At 35.5% G+C, this 22147-nt stretch carries 19 protein-coding genes; 1 reads left to right on the forward strand and 18 read right to left on the reverse strand.

All coding sequences use genetic code 11. The features are described 5' to 3' along the window. Positions 1-32: 32 nt before the first annotated feature. From MKY26_RS14610 to MKY26_RS14635, 6 genes are all read right to left on the reverse strand, one after another. Positions 33-1025, reverse strand: a complete 993-nt coding sequence (locus MKY26_RS14610) for an XcbB/CpsF family capsular polysaccharide biosynthesis protein (RefSeq protein ID WP_341097948.1) — start codon at positions 1023-1025, stop codon at positions 33-35. Between the two features lie 15 nt (positions 1026-1040). After that, positions 1041-1844, reverse strand: coding sequence for a hypothetical protein (locus MKY26_RS14615; RefSeq protein WP_341097950.1), 804 nt, complete (start codon positions 1842-1844; stop codon positions 1041-1043). Positions 1845-1863: 19 nt separating this feature from the next. After that, positions 1864-3072: a glycosyltransferase family 4 protein gene (locus tag MKY26_RS14620; protein ID WP_289434678.1), complete on the reverse strand. Its 1209-nt coding sequence runs from the start codon at positions 3070-3072 to the stop codon at positions 1864-1866. A gap of 6 nt (positions 3073-3078) precedes the next feature. After that, positions 3079-5934, reverse strand: a complete 2856-nt coding sequence (locus MKY26_RS14625; protein ID WP_341097954.1) for a CDP-glycerol glycerophosphotransferase family protein — start codon at positions 5932-5934, stop codon at positions 3079-3081. A 238-nt stretch (positions 5935-6172) separates the two neighbouring features. Beyond that, the gene (gene galU, locus MKY26_RS14630; RefSeq protein WP_289434680.1) at positions 6173-7057 is read right to left on the reverse strand and encodes a UTP--glucose-1-phosphate uridylyltransferase GalU; all 885 of its coding nucleotides are present in this window, start codon (positions 7055-7057) and stop codon (positions 6173-6175) included. A 219-nt stretch (positions 7058-7276) separates the two neighbouring features. After that, on the reverse strand, positions 7277-8920 hold the full coding sequence (locus MKY26_RS14635; protein WP_341097956.1) for a hypothetical protein: 1644 nt from the start codon (positions 8918-8920) through the stop codon (positions 7277-7279). Between the two features lie 270 nt (positions 8921-9190). Here MKY26_RS14635 and MKY26_RS14640 point away from each other — a divergent pair, with 270 nt between their 5' ends. After that, positions 9191-9697 (forward strand): sigma-70 family RNA polymerase sigma factor, encoded by a 507-nt coding sequence (locus MKY26_RS14640; protein ID WP_251162162.1) that lies wholly within the window; start codon positions 9191-9193, stop codon positions 9695-9697. Here the strand turns inward: MKY26_RS14640 and MKY26_RS14645 are convergent. From MKY26_RS14645 to pgsC, 12 genes are all read right to left on the reverse strand, one after another. After that, complete coding sequence (locus tag MKY26_RS14645) at positions 9694-10806, reverse strand: capsular polysaccharide export protein, LipB/KpsS family (protein WP_224937186.1); 1113 nt, start codon at positions 10804-10806, stop codon at positions 9694-9696. The genes MKY26_RS14640 and MKY26_RS14645 overlap by 4 nt on opposite strands. Then, positions 10803-13007, reverse strand: a complete 2205-nt coding sequence (locus tag MKY26_RS14650; protein ID WP_341097959.1) for a capsular polysaccharide export protein, LipB/KpsS family — start codon at positions 13005-13007, stop codon at positions 10803-10805. The genes MKY26_RS14645 and MKY26_RS14650 overlap by 4 nt, the downstream gene beginning before the upstream one ends. 20 nt (positions 13008-13027) lie before the next feature. Then, the gene (locus MKY26_RS14655) at positions 13028-13447 is read right to left on the reverse strand and encodes an HIT family protein (RefSeq protein ID WP_224937188.1); all 420 of its coding nucleotides are present in this window, start codon (positions 13445-13447) and stop codon (positions 13028-13030) included. Positions 13448-13459: 12 nt separating this feature from the next. Beyond that, a complete protein-coding gene (locus MKY26_RS14660; protein WP_251162164.1) occupies positions 13460-13981 on the reverse strand; it encodes a KdsC family phosphatase in 522 nt (173 codons plus the stop codon). An 11-nt stretch (positions 13982-13992) separates the two neighbouring features. Then, complete coding sequence (locus MKY26_RS14665; protein WP_341097966.1) at positions 13993-14976, reverse strand: KpsF/GutQ family sugar-phosphate isomerase; 984 nt, start codon at positions 14974-14976, stop codon at positions 13993-13995. Continuing rightward, on the reverse strand, positions 14939-15820 hold the full coding sequence (gene kdsA, locus MKY26_RS14670) for a 3-deoxy-8-phosphooctulonate synthase (RefSeq protein ID WP_224937191.1): 882 nt from the start codon (positions 15818-15820) through the stop codon (positions 14939-14941). Before kdsA ends, MKY26_RS14665 begins: the two co-directional genes overlap by 38 nt. Then, a complete protein-coding gene (gene kdsB / locus MKY26_RS14675; protein WP_095371787.1) occupies positions 15813-16544 on the reverse strand; it encodes a 3-deoxy-manno-octulosonate cytidylyltransferase in 732 nt (243 codons plus the stop codon). Before kdsB ends, kdsA begins: the two co-directional genes overlap by 8 nt. Further along, the gene (locus tag MKY26_RS14680) at positions 16501-17871 is read right to left on the reverse strand and encodes a capsular polysaccharide export protein, LipB/KpsS family (RefSeq protein ID WP_341097968.1); all 1371 of its coding nucleotides are present in this window, start codon (positions 17869-17871) and stop codon (positions 16501-16503) included. Before MKY26_RS14680 ends, kdsB begins: the two co-directional genes overlap by 44 nt. Positions 17872-18728: 857 nt before the next feature. Then, positions 18729-20348, reverse strand: coding sequence for a gamma-glutamyltransferase family protein (locus MKY26_RS14685; protein WP_341097969.1), 1620 nt, complete (start codon positions 20346-20348; stop codon positions 18729-18731). A gap of 13 nt (positions 20349-20361) precedes the next feature. Then, entirely contained in the window at positions 20362-20520 is a 159-nt protein-coding gene (locus tag MKY26_RS14690; protein ID WP_157733881.1) for a hypothetical protein, read from the reverse strand. Continuing rightward, on the reverse strand, positions 20517-21671 hold the full coding sequence (locus MKY26_RS14695) for a CapA family protein (protein WP_307315929.1): 1155 nt from the start codon (positions 21669-21671) through the stop codon (positions 20517-20519). The genes MKY26_RS14690 and MKY26_RS14695 overlap by 4 nt, the downstream gene beginning before the upstream one ends. Before the next feature lie 18 nt (positions 21672-21689). Continuing rightward, positions 21690-22139 (reverse strand): poly-gamma-glutamate biosynthesis protein PgsC, encoded by a 450-nt coding sequence (gene pgsC, locus MKY26_RS14700; RefSeq protein WP_095371783.1) that lies wholly within the window; start codon positions 22137-22139, stop codon positions 21690-21692. Positions 22140-22147 lie beyond the last annotated feature (8 nt).

Here is a 22147-nt window from a genome sequence, read left to right on the forward strand (position 1 = left end):
AGTACAAACTTTAATGTAAAAATATTCTAATTCTATAATAACATTAATTCTTTTCCAAAAGTAACATTTATAGTCTCAGATAATAACATATTCAGGAGAGTTAGTTGTTCTGGCACACAATTTCTTGATACTTCATTATGATGGGTTATTTTCTCGTCTTTCAAAATAACCTTTTCTACCTTATCGTTTAATTCCATGATTTTCTTATAGTTAAACTTAACATTTTCATTTCCTATTACAAATTTAGTTTGTTTACTTTCTAATAGAAAACTATTTATATCTTCAATTAGGTCTACTTTTCTTAATCCTACTAAAAAATGCTCATCATTATTATCATTATATTCCTCTAAGCTAATTATAGGGTCAACAGCAACCACTTTATAATCGTTTTTACTACCATGATAAAGTGCTCCTGTCCCCCCTTTAGAGACGCCATATAATAAGATATCTTCTTTCTCTATATTATATTGAGATGACACTATTTCTATTGCAGCCTTCACGTCATCTTCCATATTTGGATAGTTATATGTATTAATGTAATGAGATCCGTGTGATAGATTAAGATCCATTATTCTCATAATAATTACGTCCTTAACTAAACTTCTAGCTATGGATTTAAAAAACGGTGTAAAGCACCTATCTGCTGTTAAGCTACTATCATAATCCTCAGGTCTGGGCATACAGGAAAAAATGACTAATAATTTTTTTCTTTGCAAAATGGTTTCCTTATTCTCTATCTGTTCATCAATCGAATAAAAAAGCTCTCCCTGTTTTATTAGATCTTTTCTTACCCATAATTTTTCAAATAATCCCCTTTTACAAAACCTAGAATTATTTTTATCATGATAGTACAAAATATAATCTTTAGATATTATCTCTTTATACATTTTATAAGCATTTTCATATTCTCTTGCAAGATTTAAAAGGCTCTTATTCTGAAATGTATTTATAAATAGCTTATCCTTTGTGTAATCGGGTTTAAAATCTAAAATATTTGTTTCAGAAACGGTAAACTCATGTCCCATAACTTAACCTCTTCTTTAATTTAATAAGACCTTCCCTCTATGATAAATTATAGTAGAATCTTTATAATTTATACTAAAGGTATTCGATTCATCTGAAATTGGGACTTTTCTTTCATTGAAGTTTGAAATCCACAAATTCAAGATAACACTATATTCTCCTTCTCCGGATTTTATACACTTCAACAAACTTTCTAAATTAATCCTTATAGTAAAATATGAGTTTAGTAATAACACACTTGATTTTTCTACATTAAGAATATCATTTTGGTTTGAAATAATCTCGAAATTTACAGGTTCTTCTGATATGGTGAAAATATCCATCTCTTCGGATTGTAGCTCACCTTCTAACAATAAGTCCTTGTCATTATTAGAAACTCTTAAGATGTTTGCCTTTACCTGATCAACTTTAATAAGTATTGATAAACTATTAAATTTACTAGTAATATATGGTTTGCTTTTAAGTAGATAACCGTCTTGGAAATAACTAAAATAATTAAAATTATAATTGTCTTTAAGTATCAATAAATCCTGTTCTATAGAAAAACCCTCTTTATCTATTACTTCTGCAAAAACATCCCAAATATTTTCACCGTCTTTTGATATTGGCAATTTACTTATGTTAATAAAAAAAGTATTGGTTGTGTTGTCAATACTTACAAACTCAATTGCGGATTCATATCTAAAATCATTATGATTTTTTCTTTTTTTCACAATTATTTTTATGTTATATTCATCGACATTCTTGTTAAAATCAACAATTAGTAAATTTTCATCAAAAGATATATAGTTTACATCGTTTAATATTTTGTTTCCTATCATATTTACTCCTTCACAATTATTAGAACGTCTTAGTAGTTTCACTAATTCTAAGATTATGCTCCTCATTCTCAGAAAAGATTTCATCAATCAACTTTTCCCATAATTGTCCAATATTCTCGATTTCATACCTTTTTACATTTTTCATTGCCTTGACTGAAAATGCTCTTCTTTTTTCTTTATTTTCTATCAACTCAATCATACCGTTTGCCAACTTCTCTGTATTTCCATTTTCGATTAGTAATCCATCAACATTATGAGATATTATCTCACTAGGGCCTTTAGGACAATCAAAGCTTACAACAGGCACACCGCATTGCATTGCTTCAATTATAACCATACCAAACCCTTCAAAACGTGAACTTAATGCATAAATAGATGAATTAGCCAATTCTATCTCAATATTTTGTGTTGGTCCCATTAAGAAGACGTGATTATATAGTTTTTTTTCAGTTATTAAATCTTCGAGCTTTTGTTTATCCCTTCCACTACCAAATATTTTTAACTGCCAATCAGGGTGAATCTGATTAACAACACTAAAAGACTCTATTAATAAGTCAAATCCCTTTTGTTCTACAAGCCTACCAGCTGCAATTATAACCTTTGATTCAACATTCGATGTTACTCCTTGCAAAGCAGGGATAGAATTTGTTAACTTCTCAACCTTGACTTTTCCCTTTTTCAATAGCTTTTTATAATCATCTGTATCTTCATCCGTTAATGTAGCTAAAAAATCTAAGTGTATATAATTTTTTAAAAGTGATTTTTTCATTCTTGGTGGATATATTGAAAAATTCAAATGTTCTTGACCAATTATCTTAACACCTTTATTGGCATACTTTGCTGTAAAAATATTAAAGCTAGGACGTGTTGATACAATAATACCTTCTTGTATCGTTTTAATATAATTAAACATTTTAATATCCGTTAACAAAGAAAAAAAGTGGTAACCCTCATCATCCGAATGTATTAACCTACTTTTTCGATTCATCAAGTAATTAGAAACCTTATTTTTAAATCCTTTTTGATTTTTATCCCGATTAACCACATCATGTAATACGGTTACTTTAATTCGAGGGTCAATATCGAAAAAAGCCTTCTGTCTATGCCTAAAAACACTTATAATTTCAACATCATACCCTGTCTTTGCTAAATAATTTGTTACATTAAGCACAGTCCTGACTGTACCTCCCATTCCATACACATCAAAAATCAAAAAATTTATTTTCACTTTTCCTCACCCACTCTTAAATACAGTATTAATTACTCTTTTAGATGCCTCACCATCATCTAAATGACAGAATTTTTCCTGAAATCTCTTGTACCTGCTTGCATATCTATTTTTCACCTGATCTATATTTCGTATTTCTTGAAATAATCGAGCCTCACTAGTAATAATTGGTCCAGGCGCTTCTTCTTTAAAATTCAAATAAAATCCCCTAAGCTCTGAACTATACCTCTTATAATCATAGGCATAAAATAAAATTGGTCTATTTAAATTAGCATAGTCAAACATTACTGATGAATAATCCGTTATTAAAATATCGCTAATAAGATATAATTCTTGTATATCGTCATAATTCGATACATTCAAAACAACATTATTATTAACATTTATTTTAAGCCTATTAGCATCTCTATAATGGAGCCTTAAAAGAAGTACGTAATCTTCTCCGAACTCCGATTTAAATCTCTCAATATCAAATTTAACATTAAAGTTTTCTTCTGGCCTTCCATTATGAAATTCATAATCACGCCATGTTGGTGCATATAAAATAACCTTCTTTGATATAGGTATACCTAACCTATTCTTTAATTCAGTAATAACATCTTCCTTATAATTGTAGAAGATATCATTTCTCGGATAACCTATATCTAACATTTTACCTTCGTATTTAAAAGCCCTTTTTAATATCTCAGATGTGTAATCGTTAGGACCAATTAGATAATCCCATCGCTTATTCCTTCTCATAAGAGCTGGTGACGTATTCTCTTTATAGGAAGGCGATGATATATCTATATCAAACCCTAATTTTTTCAGAGGTGTACCATGCCAAGTTTGTATATGAACAGCACCTTTCCGTTTATTATAAAAATCAGGAAAGTTACCATTGTTTACAAAATATTTTGCTCTTGCCATATAATAATAATATTTTAAAGATTTAGGTTTGACTATTTGTGGATTTCCTTCTATTTTCTTATACTGATTATTTAAGACCCAAACAAAATTCATGTCTATATCATGTTCTTTCATATATTTATATATGGCTTTTGGATTACATGAATATGATTTGCCATGAAAACTTTGAAAGATAATAGTATTTTCCTTAATTGGCAATAACTTATTAAACATTCTATAGCTATTTTCAATAAGTTTAGTCTCTAACTTTTTTAAAAAGAGAGGCTTTTCTGACTTATCATCTTTATATTTATATATTTTAAGAGGGTCTACAACCATTTGGAATGTCGAGTGATGATTACAGAATAAGACCTTACATTCAATAGCATTCGTAGTAATTACTTCAATAGTATTATCTGGGCTAATAAAACTATCATTAAATTTCATTTCGGTTTTAAACGCAAATTCTAAAGGTGTCTTTTCAGTCTTCTCAAAAGTCCATTCAACAGGGCATTCAAAAACTCTTCCGAAATCACCTTTAAACTTCAACTGGCCTTGACATATATCACTAACATCTTTGTTTGGTGGTTGAATATTTAATTTACCTTCAAATCTAATACCATCTTTTAAAATACTTACACTATCTATTTTCTTAAGGTGAATTACATCTCTTATGAGTATTGAGAACTCATTATTAATTGTATAATAGGGCTTGATTGCCATTAAATTACCTGAATTGTTTGGTTGTAAGATTTGAGGAAGGTTGATTATTTTTTGTTTATTTACAATACCATCAGACCTATTAGTTAACCTGTACTTTATTCCTGATAAGATAAGATAAACATCGAAAATACCGTATAAATCTTCCTCAAAGTTTAGGTTTATATCATCTACATCTAACACAAAATGAAAAGTATGATTATTATTAATTAAAACTGGGTATTGAATAAAACACGCAGGCTTTTCTCTTTTCACAAAAAATATTTGGGGGTTTTTCATCATGTGAATAAGTTCACTTGATGTATTCAACAATTTACCTTTTAATTCTATTTGGTTTCCAATTGGATAAATTTCACTAACTTCTACCTGAATATCATCATTTAATACTTCCATATTTATACCAAAATCAGGACTTTTGGCCTTTAAACTAATCTCCTGAATTTTGTTCTCTAAATAAAATGAAGCTTTTTCATTAAAGATTTCATGATGTTTTATAGGGATGTACCTAATTGTTTCATCATCAGAAACTTTAAGATACATGGGAATTGGTATTCCTTTTTTTACATTATTGACTACTCTTTTTAGATCGAACTTAAATGAAGTTTTTTTAAATGAAGTACTTGTGAGTACCCCATCTTCCTTATCTAATAACAATTCTCCTAATACTTCAAAATTTAATCCATCCTTCATAAAGATATCTTTCGAAATATTTAGATTTTCTAATTTTATATATGATAAAGAGAAGGTACCTTCAATAAACGCAGTTCCATTTTTACTAAGAATAATATTATTCACAAGAAACTCAGGGTTACTTTCCTCAATCTTAATAGACAAATTACCTTTTACGGTAGAGTAAAAAATGGTTTCTCTATTAATATCGCTATTATATATAGGATATTTATTATACTCGTTATTAATATTTTTAATTCTAACATTAGTAATTTTTTTGTTTGTTTTTTTTAGATAATATGCATCCCAAACTTCGTTAAATGTAGCAAATAAACTTTGTATTTCATCGAGTGACAACTTGACAAAAAAAACATTAACATTTCCTACCATTTTATGTTTTAATGTGAATTCTTTTCTTTCCTTTGTATATCGGTTGACTAGCAATAAACAACTATTACTTTTCACACTTTCTTCAAAACCCTCTTCTTTTAATAAGACTTCCACTTCATTATTAGAATAAGATATATCGTACAAATTACATTTTTCTCTTTGCCTTTCTTTCCATAACAAACTTAATAAATTCAACGTTAATCCCCCGATCAAACAAAAAAGTTACTATATTTTACAATTTTATTCCCATACATGAGAAGACCCCTCTTCATGGATTGAAGATGGGGTAACCTATCTTTTATATAATATGTATAACAATTATAATAGTAAAACTTCCTTAAAAGTTTATAAACCGTATTTATCATTTCATTTTAAGAAAGCCCCAGCTAGTATAGATGATACGAATACAATAACGATCAGTTCCGATATTATATCAATTTACAATCTTCTTATTAATTATTAATTGTTCCATATACTCCATTATATCTTTCCTTAAATTTTCTTCCTTTAACGCAAAATTGATTGTTGTTTTGATAAAGCCTAATTTCTCACCAACATCATACCTCGTCCCATCGAAATCGTAGGCATATACACTCTGAAACTCGTTTAATTTTTGAATAGCATCTGTTAATTGCACTTCTCCGCCAGAACCTTTTTCTTGTCTCTCTAGTAATTCAAAAATATCAGGTGTTAAAATATATCGACCCATAATTGCTAAATTAGACGGGGCTAGGCCTTTAACTGGTTTTTCTATAAAATTATTCACTTTATACCTTCTACCTTCACGATTTAAAGGGTCTATTATACCGTACCTATCTGTTTCATTTTCAGGTACCTGTTGAACTCCGATCACTGAGCTTTGTAAAATTTCATATTGATAAATTAACTGTTTAATGCAAGGTGTTTCACTTTCAACAATATCATCACCTAATAAAACTGCAAAAGGCTCCTCACCGATAAAATTACGTGCACACCAAACAGCATGACCCAAACCTTTTGGTTCTTTTTGCCTAATATAATGTATATTTGCAAGGTTTGATGCATATTGCACTTTATTCAGTAAATCTATCTTCCCTTTTTCCAACAAATTAGACTCTAGTTCTGGAGCATGGTCAAAATGATCTTCGATAGCCCTTTTCCCTTTGCCGGTTATGATTAAGATATCCTCTATTCCCGCAGCTACTGCTTCTTCAATTATGTATTGAATTGTTGGTTTGTCAACAATTGGAAGCATCTCCTTAGGCATAGCCTTTGTAGCAGGTAAAAAACGTGTTCCAAGTCCGGCAGCAGGAATGATGGCTTTTCTTACTTTTTTCATATAAACACATCCTCCCATAACATTATTTCGAAATAATTATAAATACCTATATAAAAATACAATCAAATTACATTATAACATTTATTTTACATTTTTCTACCTAATTTTTCATACTGATAATAATGTCTTATAATATCATAAAATATAAGGTTTTCAAATAATATTTACTAAATTTTCTGTTACATATATAGAAGTGTTAAACAAAGAAGATGGCTAAATTTATTTAGCCATCTTTTGTAAAATTTTTTTACTTATTTTCTTTGTATCTGCTTTATCAGGCTCTAAGGATAAGGAGTATTCTATTAATTTCTTCGCCCAATTTAACTTATTTCTCCTTAAACAATGTGAAGCTAACTCATTAATATATATATATGAGTGTAAGTTCTTTTTTCTATCAATTATAGGAATTGGTTCTCCATCGAATACACTTTGTACTGTTTTCTTTAATAATCCAATTGATAACAAATAAGGTGCTGTCGAGTGACCAGAATAAGGTGTTTTTATGAATTGTCCATTAGGAAAGGATTTTTTTACATTAGTCTCTATATATTTATTATCTAACTGGTCCTTTGGATCATAAATAATTATTGGCTTAATCGACTCATTTCTAGGTAAAAAAGATTGATGGGTGAAAACTGTCTTTTTTCTAGGCTTTCCATTATAATTTGGATGCACCGATAATCTAGGAGACAAGGATAAAATGCTAGCATTTAGTTCTGATGCATAATATAGTGCAGCATAAGCACCTAAACTAAATCCATATGCAAATGTTTTATCATACCCTTTCAAAATATCCCTTACAGCAAGATGATACTTTTCTATCTGTAAATCTTGATAATAGTTATCTTTTGTTCTCCTTCTTAAAGCAATAATATCTAAATCAAATTTTTGTATAAAATTAAAGGAAAATGGATTTCTATCCCAAGTTATATTTATAGAATCGAATGTTAAACAAATTTCTTTAGTTTGTTTTGTCATCTTATAATATTCAATTCTGCTTTCTCCATTATCTAACAAATTAACTTTTAGATAGGGTTTATCATATTTATAAATGGACTCTCCTTCATTTGCTGTTAGAAAATCTTTCATTATACTCTCAGCTTGTTTACTATCTCCCAATATTTGGTTTGTAACGCTACCTATTAATAAAACTTCATTATAAAGATTTATTTTCTTTTTTACTTCTTCGAACCTATTAATAGTTTCTTTCCAGTTCATTTTTAAAAATGATGTTTTTACGAAGTATAATGCAATTTTTTCATTGCTCGGATAATATTCATATGCCTGATTAGCCATCTTATATGCAGTATCTATATTATCGTCTATTGCAATATCGAGATAGTTAACATAATCTTCTTCTATTAACTTGACATTGTTTGCTATTAATTTTTGATAGCAATTCATACTCCACTCTTTCTCGTTTAATAAATAACCAAGCTTCGCCTCTAATGTAAGTATTTCATCTGAAGGGTTCGTAGCATTCTTACTAATTATTATCTTAGCCTCATTATATTTTTTTAATTCTATTAGACTGTTAATATACCATATAAGGATATTACTTAATTTTAGTTTAACTTTACTTATTTGCACCTTTGTTCTCAAATATATACTTGGCTGTAAAAAATATTTTTTTAAACTAAGTACCTTAAATTGTTTATTACTTTTAAACTTATATAAACCTAACTGAAGAAATATCTCATTATCTTTTGATTCTATTTTCTTAAGTTCGTCTAGCAATTGTTCTTCCTTCATTAAAAATGCATCTATTCGATCACTCAATATATTATAGACATTTTGCCATTCTTCCATCTCCACATATTTTGACACATTCTGATAAAAACTCTCGAGCTGTAATTGTTTCAAAAACTTATCCTCCAAAATGATTATATTCAATACATGATTATATCAAACAAACTTAGCAATGAGACTTAAATCGAAAAAGTGAGAAAATTATTACAGGTATCTTGTTTTTAAAAAAAAAACGGTCAATTTTCGGTTTTTTTATGTCAAATTTATTGGAATCACTGATGTTTCCCATACTTTTTTTGTTTTGCTCATTTCCTATCCCATATCTTAAACTACCTCTACCTAGGAAAAAACCGGTAAGCGCGCTTCCTTTAAGGATGATAGAGAGTGCAGGAGTTTGAGGTTGTGCTTAAGTCGTATGAGCCAATGATTTTTAAGATTATGAGGAGTTTGGGGATTTATCGGGAGAAAGAGGAATATTATCAGGTAGGTGTGATTGCTTTGTGGGAGGCTTGGGAGCGATATGATGAAGGGTTGGGAAAGCCTTTTATTAGTTATGCTTATGCTTGTGTGAGGGGGAAATTGTTGAATGAGTTGAAGCGGTCGATTAACTACGCAGAGCGGTGGGTAGTGGCTGAGGAAGAGTTTTGGTTATTGGTGGTTGGTGATGAAACGAGTGATGATTCTACTGTAGAGCTTGAGTTTTTGCGGGTTTGTCGAGGATGTTTGACGGAGAAGCAGTTTAAGTGGGTATGGTATACACTCATGTATGATCACTCGATTCGAGAGATTGCCATTAAAGAGGGGGTGTCTATTTCTGCTGTGAAGCAGTGGCGGGAAGGGGCACGGAAATCCTTAAGGAAGAAGATGGGGCGAGAAGGAACGCGCCATTAAGTGTGAACGGGAGCATTCCTTTCTTCATTAATTAATTGGATTGTCTCTTCTAGAGTGATAGGTTCTTTGGTATTCGGGTTCATATATTTGGGATAAAGTAAATAGGCGGCAGCGAATACTTCTACAAGTGTGCGTTGCCTTCTTCTTCTGGCTACCATTTGACGATCATCTGTTAAGCCCCAGTTGGAGTAAAAAGGGGCTCCGACTGTTGTAACGGGAATGCCTCGCATGAGTGCTTCGAAACCGGATAAAGAAGTAATGGTATAAACATGGTCAACGGTTTTAAGTGAATCATGCAAGCTAATTGGTTCGCTGACAATCTGTGCTAGATGCGTGACGTCTTTTGGATTGGATTGCAGCGGTCTTTTACCAGATAATACGTCAGGATGCGGCTTATATATAATTTGCGCATGAGGATTTTCCTCCCTAGCTAAGCGGACCAAGTCATTGTTCGTCCAACGTGTAGCTGCTCCCATCATAATCGAAGCGTCATCTTCTACTTGTCCAATGACTAATATCCGCTTGTTCGCTTTCCTGCCGTAGACTACATTCACATCTTTAGTTGAAAGATGGTTATATTTACTTAAGCCGTTTTCTTTTATTTCTTCTATGATGCGCGCTGCACGATCTAAGATATCTTGGTCAAAATGATGATGATTCAGTAAATGCTCTAAGTCACTTGGTTGTGTACTATCATAATAAATACCTGTCTTGTCTATGCATAAGGAGTATGGCAATGTATGCAGCGCCCCTAAACCAACAGAGCGGACAAAGCCGTCCTCCACACGATATATGGGAACTTGATAGGCTTCGGCTATATCTTCTAGCTGTACATGTTGTTTAGATCCCCATATTAAGAACACTTTTTCCCTTTTTACACGGAGCAACCTGTGTAAAAAAACAGTAGTAAAAGTATGGGGGATAAAAATAATCTCATATTCACGAAAAAATTCCTTCACACACTCTTGTTTCCAATGGGAAAAGTAAAATGCTAATGCGATCGGTTTTGTTCCACTATTCCTTTTCACTTGGCGAACGCTTTGTGTATATTTTCGTAGCTCTTTTACTTTCCTAACACCTTTCTTTGCTAATACTCGCCATTTGTTCACTGTAGGACACCTTCTACGATGTAGGATTTAAGCATATCCTTGTCTTTACTGTTGCCTGAGTATAGGATTTGTTCCTCGGCTATTTTTTCTCCTGTTTGTTGAACGATCCAGAAGAGTAATAATTCACGATCGCTTGGTTTTCTGCCGAGTTGATTGACTAACTCACGATACAAACCTTGTGGGTAAGATTCTAGCTTCACACCTCGTTCTATCAATGTACGCATATAATCTGAGCCATGGGGATAGCGATGAATAAGGCCCGGCTCATTACATAATAATAATTCCACCTGTGATAAGTTCACCTGCTCATGCAATTCGGGATGAATGGCACTAAACATAACGAATGAACGGTTCCGATCAACCAATGAAAAGGTTGGTTTTGTGACAAAGATGAGGGTATCAAATTTTTGGCAGAAATGATGCACCGCCTCTTGTGATGTCGCTTCTAGTATAATACCTATCTTTTTTGGAGTGGTCAGCAGTTGTTGAAACTGGCCTTCTGATTGAATCAATTGATTGACAACCACTTTTTCACTATAAGTAGAGGCGTTTAGTTGATCGAAATCAAAATTGACTGCCAAAGAAAGATAAGGCACCTCTATTGGTTCTATTTGTTTCTCCCGTAAAAGCCGTTTCGCCTTATAGGGGTGACCGCAATGATTAAGGATAGCTGCAAACTGCATGATATCTTCTTTAGAAAAATCTACATCCAACATTTTTAATGTCTCTTCTGTTGCTTGTAATAACCTATCTGATGGGCCTTCAATCTTCCATAGTAATCTGATTAAAGCAAGCATTTGTCGCTTAGATTTTTTTTCTACTTTTAATAAGGAGATAAGTGCTCCTTCATAATTCCCAAGACCGGCATGAGCAATGCCTTTTTCGCAATATAGAGAGTCAGGTAAGCTGTTCTGTCGCTGCTTTTCTTCTATTAGCCGCAGGGATTTTTCGTATTGTCTCGCATCATTTAGGAGTTCAATATACACTTGCTCTCTTCTAGGTTGATAAACTAAACTTAATGCTTGTTTATATAATTGTTCAGCTTCAGAAAAGGCAAGTGCTTGTCTTTTCTTATCACCCTCTAGCTCCATACTCTCTGCACGTTGTCTAATTAAGATTTTCATTGCTTCTTCAAGTTGAATATGTTCACCGGTATCTGGGTTCATATACCGCGGATACACAAGATAGCTAATCGCAAATAACTCGTCAATCGTACGCTTCCGTTGCCTTCTAGCGTTTGGCTGCCTATCTGTTGTTAAGCCCCAGCCTGCATAAAATGGCGATCCGTAACAAGTAACTGGTATACCGCGAATAAGGGCCTCGAAGCCAACGAGAGAAGTCATCGTGTATACATGATCAATCGTCTGGAGCGCATCAACGATACCAAGCGGTTCAGTTACAACTTTCGCCACATCGGTCACATCCATTGGATTAGAAAATGCTTTGCGATATCCGCCAAGAACATCGGGATGTGGCTTATAAATGATTTCACATTCTGGATGCTCTTTTGCAGCTGCACGAACGAGATCATTATTGGTCATTTTCGCTTCTAGTCCATATTGGATGGATGCGTCATCTTCTACTTGCCCTATAACTAAAATTCTCTTTGACTTTTTCTCACCATAAATCTTATTGATATCAGTTTGCGCCGTATGGTTATATTTTGATACGCCCTGTTGAATAAGCTGTAGCCGACATTCTCTTGCACGCTGCAACATTTCTCCTGATACCTCGTAAGTATTTAATAATTCTTCTAAATCTGATGGTTGCCGAGCATTGAAATAAAGGGTCTTTGAATCAACAGCAATGGATAGAGGAAACGTATGGGCTGCACCTAAGCCTACTGAGCGGACAAAACCATCTTCCACACGAAGGACTTTAATACCTTTTTTAGCTGCATAAGCAGTTAGCCCTTCAGGTTCTTTGAATCCCCAGACGATAAATACTACCTGAGAAGCCTTTTTGATGAAAGGTTGCAATCTTTTTAAATCCCCTTGGCCAAAAACAAACGCGGTGCGATATTCTGAGAAAAATTTGCTGCTATGTTCCCTTTTCCAAGGATTAAAGCCGAACATAAAGGCGACAGGCACTGCCTCAGTTTTGCTCCAATTCTCTCCCATTTCAATAAATGGCTTTTGTTCGTTCCCTTTTTTCAGTGAAAGTTGTTTTAAACCTTTTTTTATTGTCTTTTTCCAACCCATACGTACAATACCTCCTTCCTTTATACATGTACGAAATGTGTTTTCAATCCTTTGACCCAATCCATTTCCTTTAGAGATACGGATGGGACTCCTCCAATGACCTCAGAAATAAATGGCAGCCCCCGCTTAGCACTACCTTCTAGTCGTGGGATAAGATGAAAATGAAGATGCCGTACAAGCTCATTCATTGAAGTCATATATAAACGTTCACTGCCAATTATTTCTTTCAATGCGCTTTCAACCACTTTGACGATATGAAAAAAATCATGCTGTTCTGCCTCGTTTAAATCGTGCCACTGTTCAATATGTCTCTTCGTTTCCAAGTGTAAATAGCCTAATGCAGTCCTTGATTCAACCGCAACAAGCATCCACCGATCATTACTGTAAATTACTTCACGCTTATGAGTGAACTGTTTTTCACAAATTTCACAGCTATTCAAGAGAAACACTCCTTACTGTCTGACCGCCTGTTGGTTAAGAAAATCCTTTACAAGTGCCGCGTAATCAAAACTTTGACGAAGAATGGATTCAATAATCTCCCGCACTGCGCCATTACCGCCCATCCGTTCCGCAACGATTTCCGCTTCTTGCTTCACTTCCTCCATCGCGTTTGCTGGACATGCAGCTAACCCGACCATATTCATTGCTTCTATATCATTCAGATCATCACCGATATAACACATTTGATTCACATCAATATCTAATTCACCCGCTAATTGTAAAAGGGCGGATACTTTATCTTTCACACCTTGCTGCACATGGTTGATGTTCAGTTCCGCAGCTCGTTTCTCAACTGCCGCAGATCGTCTGCCTGTTATAATCGCGACCTCTATCCCAACAAACTTCGCTAGGCTAATTCCCATGCCATCATGTACATGAAATGCCTTTACTTCTTCACCACTGCTTGATAACAAGAGTTTGCCATCGGTTAACACACCATCAACATCTAACACGATTAAGCGAATATTTTTCATCAGTGTGCCTCCTACAACCCAAGATGCATAAGGTCATGAATATGAATCATACCAGTGGGTTCATGTTTGTCATTGACAATCGGCAGCACATTTACTTTATGCTGCTCCATTAATGTCTTCGCTTCAGAAGCAAGGTGATTTTCTGATAGAAAATAGGGTTGTGGATTACAATATTGAAGGACTTGTTCTTCAAGTATTGTATTCGTCATCGCAAATGCTCTTCGAATATCACCATCTGTTAAAATACCGAATAATTCATTTTTCTCTGTGACTACACTGATCGCGCCCATTCCTTGTAAAGTCATAGAGAATAGTGCCTCTTGAACGGTTGCATGTGTAGCAATAATCGGGTTTTTGCGGGTATTAGCGACCACATCAGCTGTTTTAAGTAATAATCTTCTACCTAATGAGCCTGCCGGATGAAAGACTGCAAAATCTTCTGGCTGAAAGTTTCTTGCTTCTAGTAAGGCAATGGCTAAGGCATCTCCTAAAGCTAAAGTAACCGTCGTGCTTGTTGTAGGAGCTAAACCATGTGGGCAGGCTTCTTCTACATTGCCTATACAAAGGACGATCTCTGACTTTCTAGCCAATGTTGATAATGGGTTTTTCACAATACTAATCAATTTCGCACCGATTCTTTTTATGGATGGAATGAGCTGTAATACTTCTTCCGATTCCCCACTATTTGATATCGCTATCACTACATCCTTTGCCGTAACCATCCCTAAATCTCCATGTAAGCCTTCCGATGGATGAAGGAAAATAGAAGGTGTACCTGTACTCGCCATGGTAGCATTGATTTTTCTGGCAATTATGCCTGATTTGCCTATGCCTGTAATAACCACTCTTCCTTCACATTGGAGAATCATGGCAATCGCCTCATTGATATGTGGACCGACTTGATCTTTTAACTGCATAATAGCTGTTGCTTCTTTTTCCAATACAGAAATCACGTGATTAGTATAATCCAGCTGGTTCGTTTTCATATTCAGCATGCTCATTCCCTCCTGCATAGGATGATGCTTTTAATAAACAATCCATGGCTACAATCGGTTTTAATATTTGTTCTACATCACTTAATTTCACCATATTCGGTCCATCAGATAACGCTTTTTCAGGGTTAGGGTGAACCTCCATAAAAATAGCGTCGACGCCAACTGCTGCTGCGGCACGAGATAAGTAAGGAACAAATTCACGCTTCCCTCCTGTACTTGTACCATTGCCTCCTGGGATTTGCACACTATGTGTGGCATCAAATACAACTGGTGCCATTTCTCTCATCATTGGTAATGAACGCATATCAACAACTAAATTGTTATAGCCAAATGTTGAGCCTCTTTCTGTAAGTAATATTCGCTCATTCCCTGCTTCCTTTAACTTTGTCACAACATTGTTCATGTCAGTAGGAGAGAGGAATTGACCCTTTTTCACATTGATGACTTTTCCTGTTTTCGCTGCAGCAGTAAGCAAGTCTGTTTGTCTACAAAGAAAGGCTGGGATTTGGATAATATCCAGTACTTGACTAGCCAAAGCCGCTTGGCTAGGCTCATGAATATCTGATAACACAGGAATGCGGAAGGCATCCTTCACATTTGCTAGCATGTTTAATCCCGCTTGAAGTCCAGGCCCTCTTTCGGAAAATATAGATGATCGATTCGCTTTATCAAATGACCCTTTGAAGATAAATGGAATGCCTAAATGAGAGGTAATTTCTTTTAATCTTGCCGCTGTCTCCATCACTACTTCTTTGCTTTCTAACATGCATGGTCCGGCAATCAATACAAAAGGACGCTCACCGCCAAATACGATTTCATCATTTAATCTGACTGTTTTAGACATACTGTTTTCCCCCTAGAATCTCTTCTATTTTTTGAATATCTTCCTTTGTGTCTACACCGTGGAACGGGTCATCTGTTGCAATCATTTTAATCAGGATATTATTTTCTATCAGTCTTAGTTGCTCAAGCATTTCTGCTTGTTCAAGCGGTGTTTGTGGGAGCATAACGAATCTCATTAATATTTCACGTGGATAACCATAGACACCAATATGTTTAAAATAATCGGTTTTCTCGCCTCTTTGAAAAGGAATCGGTGCTCTCGAAAAGTAGAGTGCCTCATTTTGCTCATTTGTAACAACTTTTACCACATTTGGGTCCGTGATATCTTCAGGGCGATTAATTTTTTTCATAGCGGTGATTACAGCCCTATTTTGCTGTTTTCGAGAGGTACGAACCATCTCATTAATTAGTGTAGGCTGGATGAGGGGCTCATCTCCTTGAATATTAATGAAAAAGTCACCTTCTATATTGGATGCTACTTCAGCCATACGGTCAGAGCCCGTTTCATGGGCGGCGCTTGTTAATATCGCCTCACCCCCGATTGATTCTACTACTCTCTTAATTTCTTCATGATCAGTAGCGACAATGACGCGTTCTAATTCTTCCGATTGGCACACTTGGCGATATACCCGTTCAATCATTGGTACACCAGCAATAAGTGCAAGTGGTTTACCTGGGAATCTAGTCGATGCGTACCTTGCGGGAATGATTCCAATCGCTTTCATCCAATACACCTCTCTCATAATCTTCTAATCTATTCGCTAAATTCTTTGCTGTTTGTTTATTAGGTCGATTGAGCACACCTTCCGTTTGGTAATGAAATCGTAAATAATAGAGAAATTTTTCAATTTTATCTATAGATAAAGGCGTCGATAATGACTTTTGCAAACTTTGATATAAAAGATCTGGATGCGGACATCTTTCCACTAGTGGGTCAATATTGTATAAGGCATCTCCTAATGTAATCACCTTTTTGTAATGAGCAAGCGCTTCTATTCCGACTGTTGAATTGACCGTCACCACAGCTAAGCTAGCCTTCAAAAGCTTGTCCATCCGATATTTTTGCACAAATTGTACATTTGTATATTTGTTTTTTAATGATTGATAGTTTTGTCTTGATAAGTCTTCAGGATGTTCCTTTACAATGACTTTGATTTGCCTATGATACGTCTGGTTATATTGTTCCACCGCTTTTAAAGTAATTTCTAGTAATTGCTCCATTGATTGAATATGTGGTGAATGATAAAAAATTTGCGTATCACGAGACACTTGAAACGGGAGAAAGATATATTCACCCCGCAAGTCAACCTCATCTTCCTTTCTTCGGCTATACCATTTCTTATGAACGAAATATTTGAGTCCTTGCCAGAAATTAATATGAGCAAAATAGTTTGGGTGGATACACAAAAGTGACCCTGCCATTGATAATAGTTTTGCTGAAGCAACCTTCACTAGATTTTCCCTTTTTAGTTGCTTCAGTGATTCTTCCTCCGGGCGAAACATAAATTTCATCAGACGCGGACGGTCGACCTCCATATCCTGATAGAAGGAGAAGTCTCTCGGGACGCTTGAACAGGCATTAATCCCATTCGGGTCACACGTAATCGTATACGGCCTGAACAACCCATCTTCAAAGAAATACGTCCGCAAACCCTTCTTCTTTGCTAAATAACGGCATATTTGGTCAATCCAGTGATAGCCATTAAACAAGCAAATTACTTCGATGTTGTACTTATCAAGCAGGTGATCTAGTGCTGCCATGTACCGCTTATACATCCTAAGCTCACTTAGCGGAATTTCCTTTTGCAGTACCCTTTTTGTAAAAGTAATATTATATATCTGTAGATCCATTAACTCCTTGTCACTAATCGGGTATTCCTCTTTCGCCACATGATTAGGTAAAAAAACGGTCGGAATGGTCGTTTTCATTAGTAACTCATTTAATTCAAGCTGGATTAAATGAACTTGATGACCTTTTCGCTCCAACTCAGCCCCAATATCATGAAAAAGCCTCTTATTGCGGTTGCCTCGAATAAACATGAAATGAGCCATTAGCACCCTCCAAATTCATCGGCTGTATTTAACGCTTTATTTGCCTAGAGTGTATCATGACAATCGCCGAAAAATGATGGATTTACCGATTATTTACAAACCATTTAATATATATTTACATTTGTTAGAAAATTTTCATAATAGTTAATGGAGGGTTTACAATTTAGGGGAAGTCTTTTCAATAGAGGAGCTAGCTTTAGATTTTCTTTTACAATAATCTCCGCTTCGATGATACGTTATTGAATACTTAGTTTAGTTAAACAAATTGTTTTAAGTGTAAACCTCAAACTAATGGTGTAGATTTTGATATTTCCTACTCTAAGAAAGCAATCATTCTTGGTGTATATTCTATAGATAAACACAAACTTCATCTGTGTTTTTTGTAACTTGTGTAGTTAGGAAGAATGTACTCCTTCTTATAGTTGTAATCTCGATTCGCTCACACCACTCGCCGGTTTTTTCTCTTCTTATGTTCGTATTCCCAGTTTGCCAACACCACTTGCCGATTGTTCCTCTTCTTATGTTCGATTTTCGGTTTGCTAACACTTCTATGGATTTTCACACTTCATGTATCTGAATATTATTTTTTCCCCTTCTTCGTTACTTCTAAGTGTAATCAACTTGCACACAATTCTTTGCTACGTTCTTGGATTTCCCCCACACCATCTACTTCCCTTAAATCTGATTGACCTACTATTAAACATCCTTCCAATTTAGCAACCCCCTCTCCTCATAAAGTTAATAGCACTCACACAGTTTTACTCATGCAACTATTTTCACCCGAAACCCTTCAGATATCGGAGTCATTCAGCAAAAAAAGGCATTCAATCAAACGTTTGATTGAATGCCTTTTTCATTTATTCAGCTTTCTTCCATTCTCCTATTCTACGAGGATCTGCAGCTCCATCTAATGTACGGTCATTTAGTTGTAGGGATAAGGCATTGACACTGCCGAAGTAAGTGGCGTTGTCATTGATTTTCACTTTATAGCCTTTACTTTGTAGTTCGTTATAGGTTTCCCGTTTGAAGCCTGGTTCAATTTCAATTTTATCGTCTTCTAAATAGAAGCGTGGTCGCTCCACAGCTTGTTGTAAACTATAACCATACACAAGATGATAGAGAATGGATTCGGTGACCACTGAAGGAATTCTTCTTCCTCCAGGTGAGCCTATGCCGATAACTTCTTTATCATTTGCTAGAATCGTTGGCGAGATAAAGCTTCTTGGCCGTTTACCTGGTTCAAACACATTCGGACTTTTTTCATTTTCACTGTAATTCGTGAGTGCGTTATTCAGGAAGAACCCTTCCTCCATATACTCTCCTGTTCCAAAGAAGTTCCCTAATGAATTCGTTGTTGATACCATCATACCGTTATCATCTACGACAACAAAATGAGTGGTATGCCCATAATCTTTACGCTCTGCCTCTGAATCATTTAATCGGGCACTTTTGAAAATATCCTTATGCTCCTCCACCAACTCATCAGTAAACTCTTTACTCATTGATTTTTCCAAATCAAGATCGGTATAATCCATATCCCCTATTTGTGATAATCTCTGCTCGTAGGCAATTTTACTAATTTCTCCGAAAGAGGCGACAAATGAAGGTTCATCTTCCCATTCTTGTTCTTCTAATACTTTCTCTGCCATCTGCAATGATTGAATGACGGTCAGCCCTGAGTATGGGGGGGCAGATGAAAAAACATCATAGCCCATAAACTCTCCCTGCACTGCTTTCATTTTTTGTGAAGTATACTTACTAAAATCACTGCGGTCAAAAGAGTCATGTTGCTCAGCGAATGATTCTGCCATCTCACCTCGGTAAAATGCTGCCGCACCGCCATCACGGATGTTTTTAAGCGTCTGAGCAAGAGCTGGTTGTACGAGACGATCACCTGGTTCTATCGGCTCCCCATCAATAATAAAAGGTGAATCTTCATCCTCGTCTATCCGATTTTTTAGCGCTACCTTAAAGCGATACGATAAATCCTCATCTACCTCGAAGCCGTCTGCAGCTAGTGGGATCACTTTATCCATAATCTTCTTAAACGACATACTTCCTTCAGCCTCATGAATATCTTCCATTCCCTTTACAAATCCAGGAATGCCTGAATCTGATTCTACTTCCTCCGAAGAGAGCGGAGCCATTTCTCTATATTGCTGAACGAATGGCTTTGCGCCTTCTTGATATACAAGTGTCTCCCCGCCACCGCCAAGGCCTGAGCCATATGGTTCGACAACGGCTAATGCATAAGACACAGCAACAGCTGCATCAACTGCATTACCCCCTTCGTTTAATACTTCCATTCCTACCTTTACAGCTAACGGGTGGCTTGCACTTACCCCGTATTCACCGCTCTCTGTTCCTATCATCGGGAGGCTCACCTCTTCTTCACCCTTTCCATCAAATACCCGCAGAAGAACAATCACAATGAGAATAACGACCAGCAATCCTAGCAGTATAAGTTTTTTCTTCATTGTTCCTCCTTCTTTAATCTTGGTTTTCTTGCACCTTCACCTTCAATAACTCGATTTGTATTTCTTGTTCCTCTTTTTCTGTTAGCGTATCTGTTTGACTGAAGCCAACGATAAAAAGGAATAAACTGGCTACAAATAAATAAGGCAATAAACGTGTGAAGAACTTCTTCATTCTTCTCCCTCCCTTTGTTTAACCGTAAACGTTAATTTATCATCAACTGTCGCGTGATCCACATCCAAGTCTCTCGTTAATTGTCGGATAATTGACTGCTGTGAGAGCTTGTCCCAGTTTGATAGAGGGGCCGGTGTAGCTTCTCGTATTTTCATAGGGGTAATTTCGAAATTCGTTTCCCCTGTAGGCATGAGATGAAATTGTACGAGTGCTGTTTCTCTCGTTCTTGACCAGCCTTGGTCGAAAATAAAGTTACCCAAGCTATAAAAAATAACTGTGTCATCATAGACCTCAATCGACTCTAATACATGGGGGTGGTGTCCAATAACTAAATCGGCTCCAGCATCTGCTAACGCTCTTCCCAACTCTTTTTGTCGATCACTCGCTCGACTATTATATTCACGTCCCCAATGGGCATGGACAATCACGTAATCTGCTTTTTTCTTTGCCTCTGCGGTTAATGGGATAAAAGTGGCTGGATCAAAATCTAATATGCCGGCTTGTTTTTCTCCTGCCTTCGTTTCTTCAGAACTTATGTCGGAAAAACTAAGTGTGGCAATCGTTAATCCATTGATTTCCTGATAAGAAATACGATTACTAGCATCGGTACTATTTGTCCCAGCGCCAACGGCATCGATTCCTTGTTCATGAAAGGTATCAAGGGTATCAATCATTCCCTGTTCTCCGTAATCCATCATATGGTTATTCGCCATGGCCATCGTTTTAAATCCAGCATCCTTCATCGCCGCAACCGATTCACGATTGGCTTGCAATGTAATCTCTTTGTTTTCCATCGGTTCGAGCTCTCTGTCGCTTGCTACATTTTCAAAATTCCCTGTCGCATAATCCGCTTGATTAAACAAAGGCTGAACATAACGGAATAAATAGTCATAGCCATAACGGTTTGTTACTTCTTCCACATGTCTCCCTACCATCACATCTCCAACAGCCACGCCCGTTACTTGCGCATTCTCTTCTGGCTCAGCATCTGCATCCGTACGAATATCAAAACTATAGATAATAGCAAATGCGACTATTAACACCGGAAAAAGAATCATGATATGCACAGGAATACGCCTTTTCTGCTTCTTTAAGAAACGAAGAAGTTGTTCATGAAAATTAAGCTTCCTAGGTTTCTTTTTATGTTCCATTGTGGTCTTCTCTCTCCTTTAAAATAGGTAATACACGTACATAATGCCAAATGTGGCAGCGGATAAAAGCAGTGTGCTACCTAATGTAATGGTAACTCCTTGTTTTTGAATCGTATTTGCAATCAATCCTGGTACAATAACCCCCAGCCCTCTAAATTCATTAATCTCAAACGGTAATATCGGGTAAAAATAATCTAATATCAATTTGAGACATATCCCGGTAATCAGCATCGCAGCAAACTTGCGACGTCCGTATAAAATAACGACCTTTGATACACCGTATTTTACAATCACATAAGTTAATAAACTGACGAGCAAAATAATTAAAACAAAGATTGGCTGGTCTAATACAAGAGCCAGATAACCTGGCACGACTAACCCAGCAGGCATAATCCCAAATTTCTCAGCAAATAAGAGACTGAGTAGGACGCCTAGAATAAGAGATATGTATAAATCATCACCAAACATGGAAAACG

Source organism: Cytobacillus sp. FSL R7-0680, from assembly GCF_038009245.1.
GTDB classification, from domain to species: domain Bacteria; phylum Bacillota; class Bacilli; order Bacillales; family Cytobacillaceae; genus Cytobacillus; species Cytobacillus kochii.

Bases quoted from the DNA above. Each gene is read 5' to 3' on its own strand.
- MKY26_RS14615 (WP_341097950.1), bottom strand. From the start codon at position 1,844: ATGATAGGAAACAAAATATTAAACGATGTAAACTATATATCTTTTGAT.
- MKY26_RS14695 (WP_307315929.1), bottom strand. From the start codon at position 21,671: ATGGAACATAAAAAGAAACCTAGGAAGCTTAATTTTCATGAACAACTT.
- MKY26_RS14680 (WP_341097968.1), bottom strand. From the start codon at position 17,871: ATGGCTCATTTCATGTTTATTCGAGGCAACCGCAATAAGAGGCTTTTT.
- kdsA (WP_224937191.1), bottom strand. From the start codon at position 15,820: ATGTCTAAAACAGTCAGATTAAATGATGAAATCGTATTTGGCGGTGAG.
- MKY26_RS14685 (WP_341097969.1), bottom strand. From the start codon at position 20,348: ATGAAGAAAAAACTTATACTGCTAGGATTGCTGGTCGTTATTCTCATT.
- kdsB (WP_095371787.1), bottom strand. From the start codon at position 16,544: ATGAAAGCGATTGGAATCATTCCCGCAAGGTACGCATCGACTAGATTC.
- MKY26_RS14650 (WP_341097959.1), bottom strand. From the start codon at position 13,007: ATGGGTTGGAAAAAGACAATAAAAAAAGGTTTAAAACAACTTTCACTG.
- MKY26_RS14660 (WP_251162164.1), bottom strand. From the start codon at position 13,981: ATGAAAAATATTCGCTTAATCGTGTTAGATGTTGATGGTGTGTTAACC.
- MKY26_RS14610 (WP_341097948.1), bottom strand. From the start codon at position 1,025: ATGGGACATGAGTTTACCGTTTCTGAAACAAATATTTTAGATTTTAAA.
- pgsC (WP_095371783.1), bottom strand. From the start codon at position 22,139: ATGTTTGGTGATGATTTATACATATCTCTTATTCTAGGCGTCCTACTC.
- galU (WP_289434680.1), bottom strand. From the start codon at position 7,057: ATGAAAAAAGTAAGAAAAGCCATCATTCCTGCTGCCGGACTTGGAACA.
- MKY26_RS14665 (WP_341097966.1), bottom strand. From the start codon at position 14,976: ATGCTGAATATGAAAACGAACCAGCTGGATTATACTAATCACGTGATT.
- MKY26_RS14690 (WP_157733881.1), bottom strand. From the start codon at position 20,520: ATGAAGAAGTTCTTCACACGTTTATTGCCTTATTTATTTGTAGCCAGT.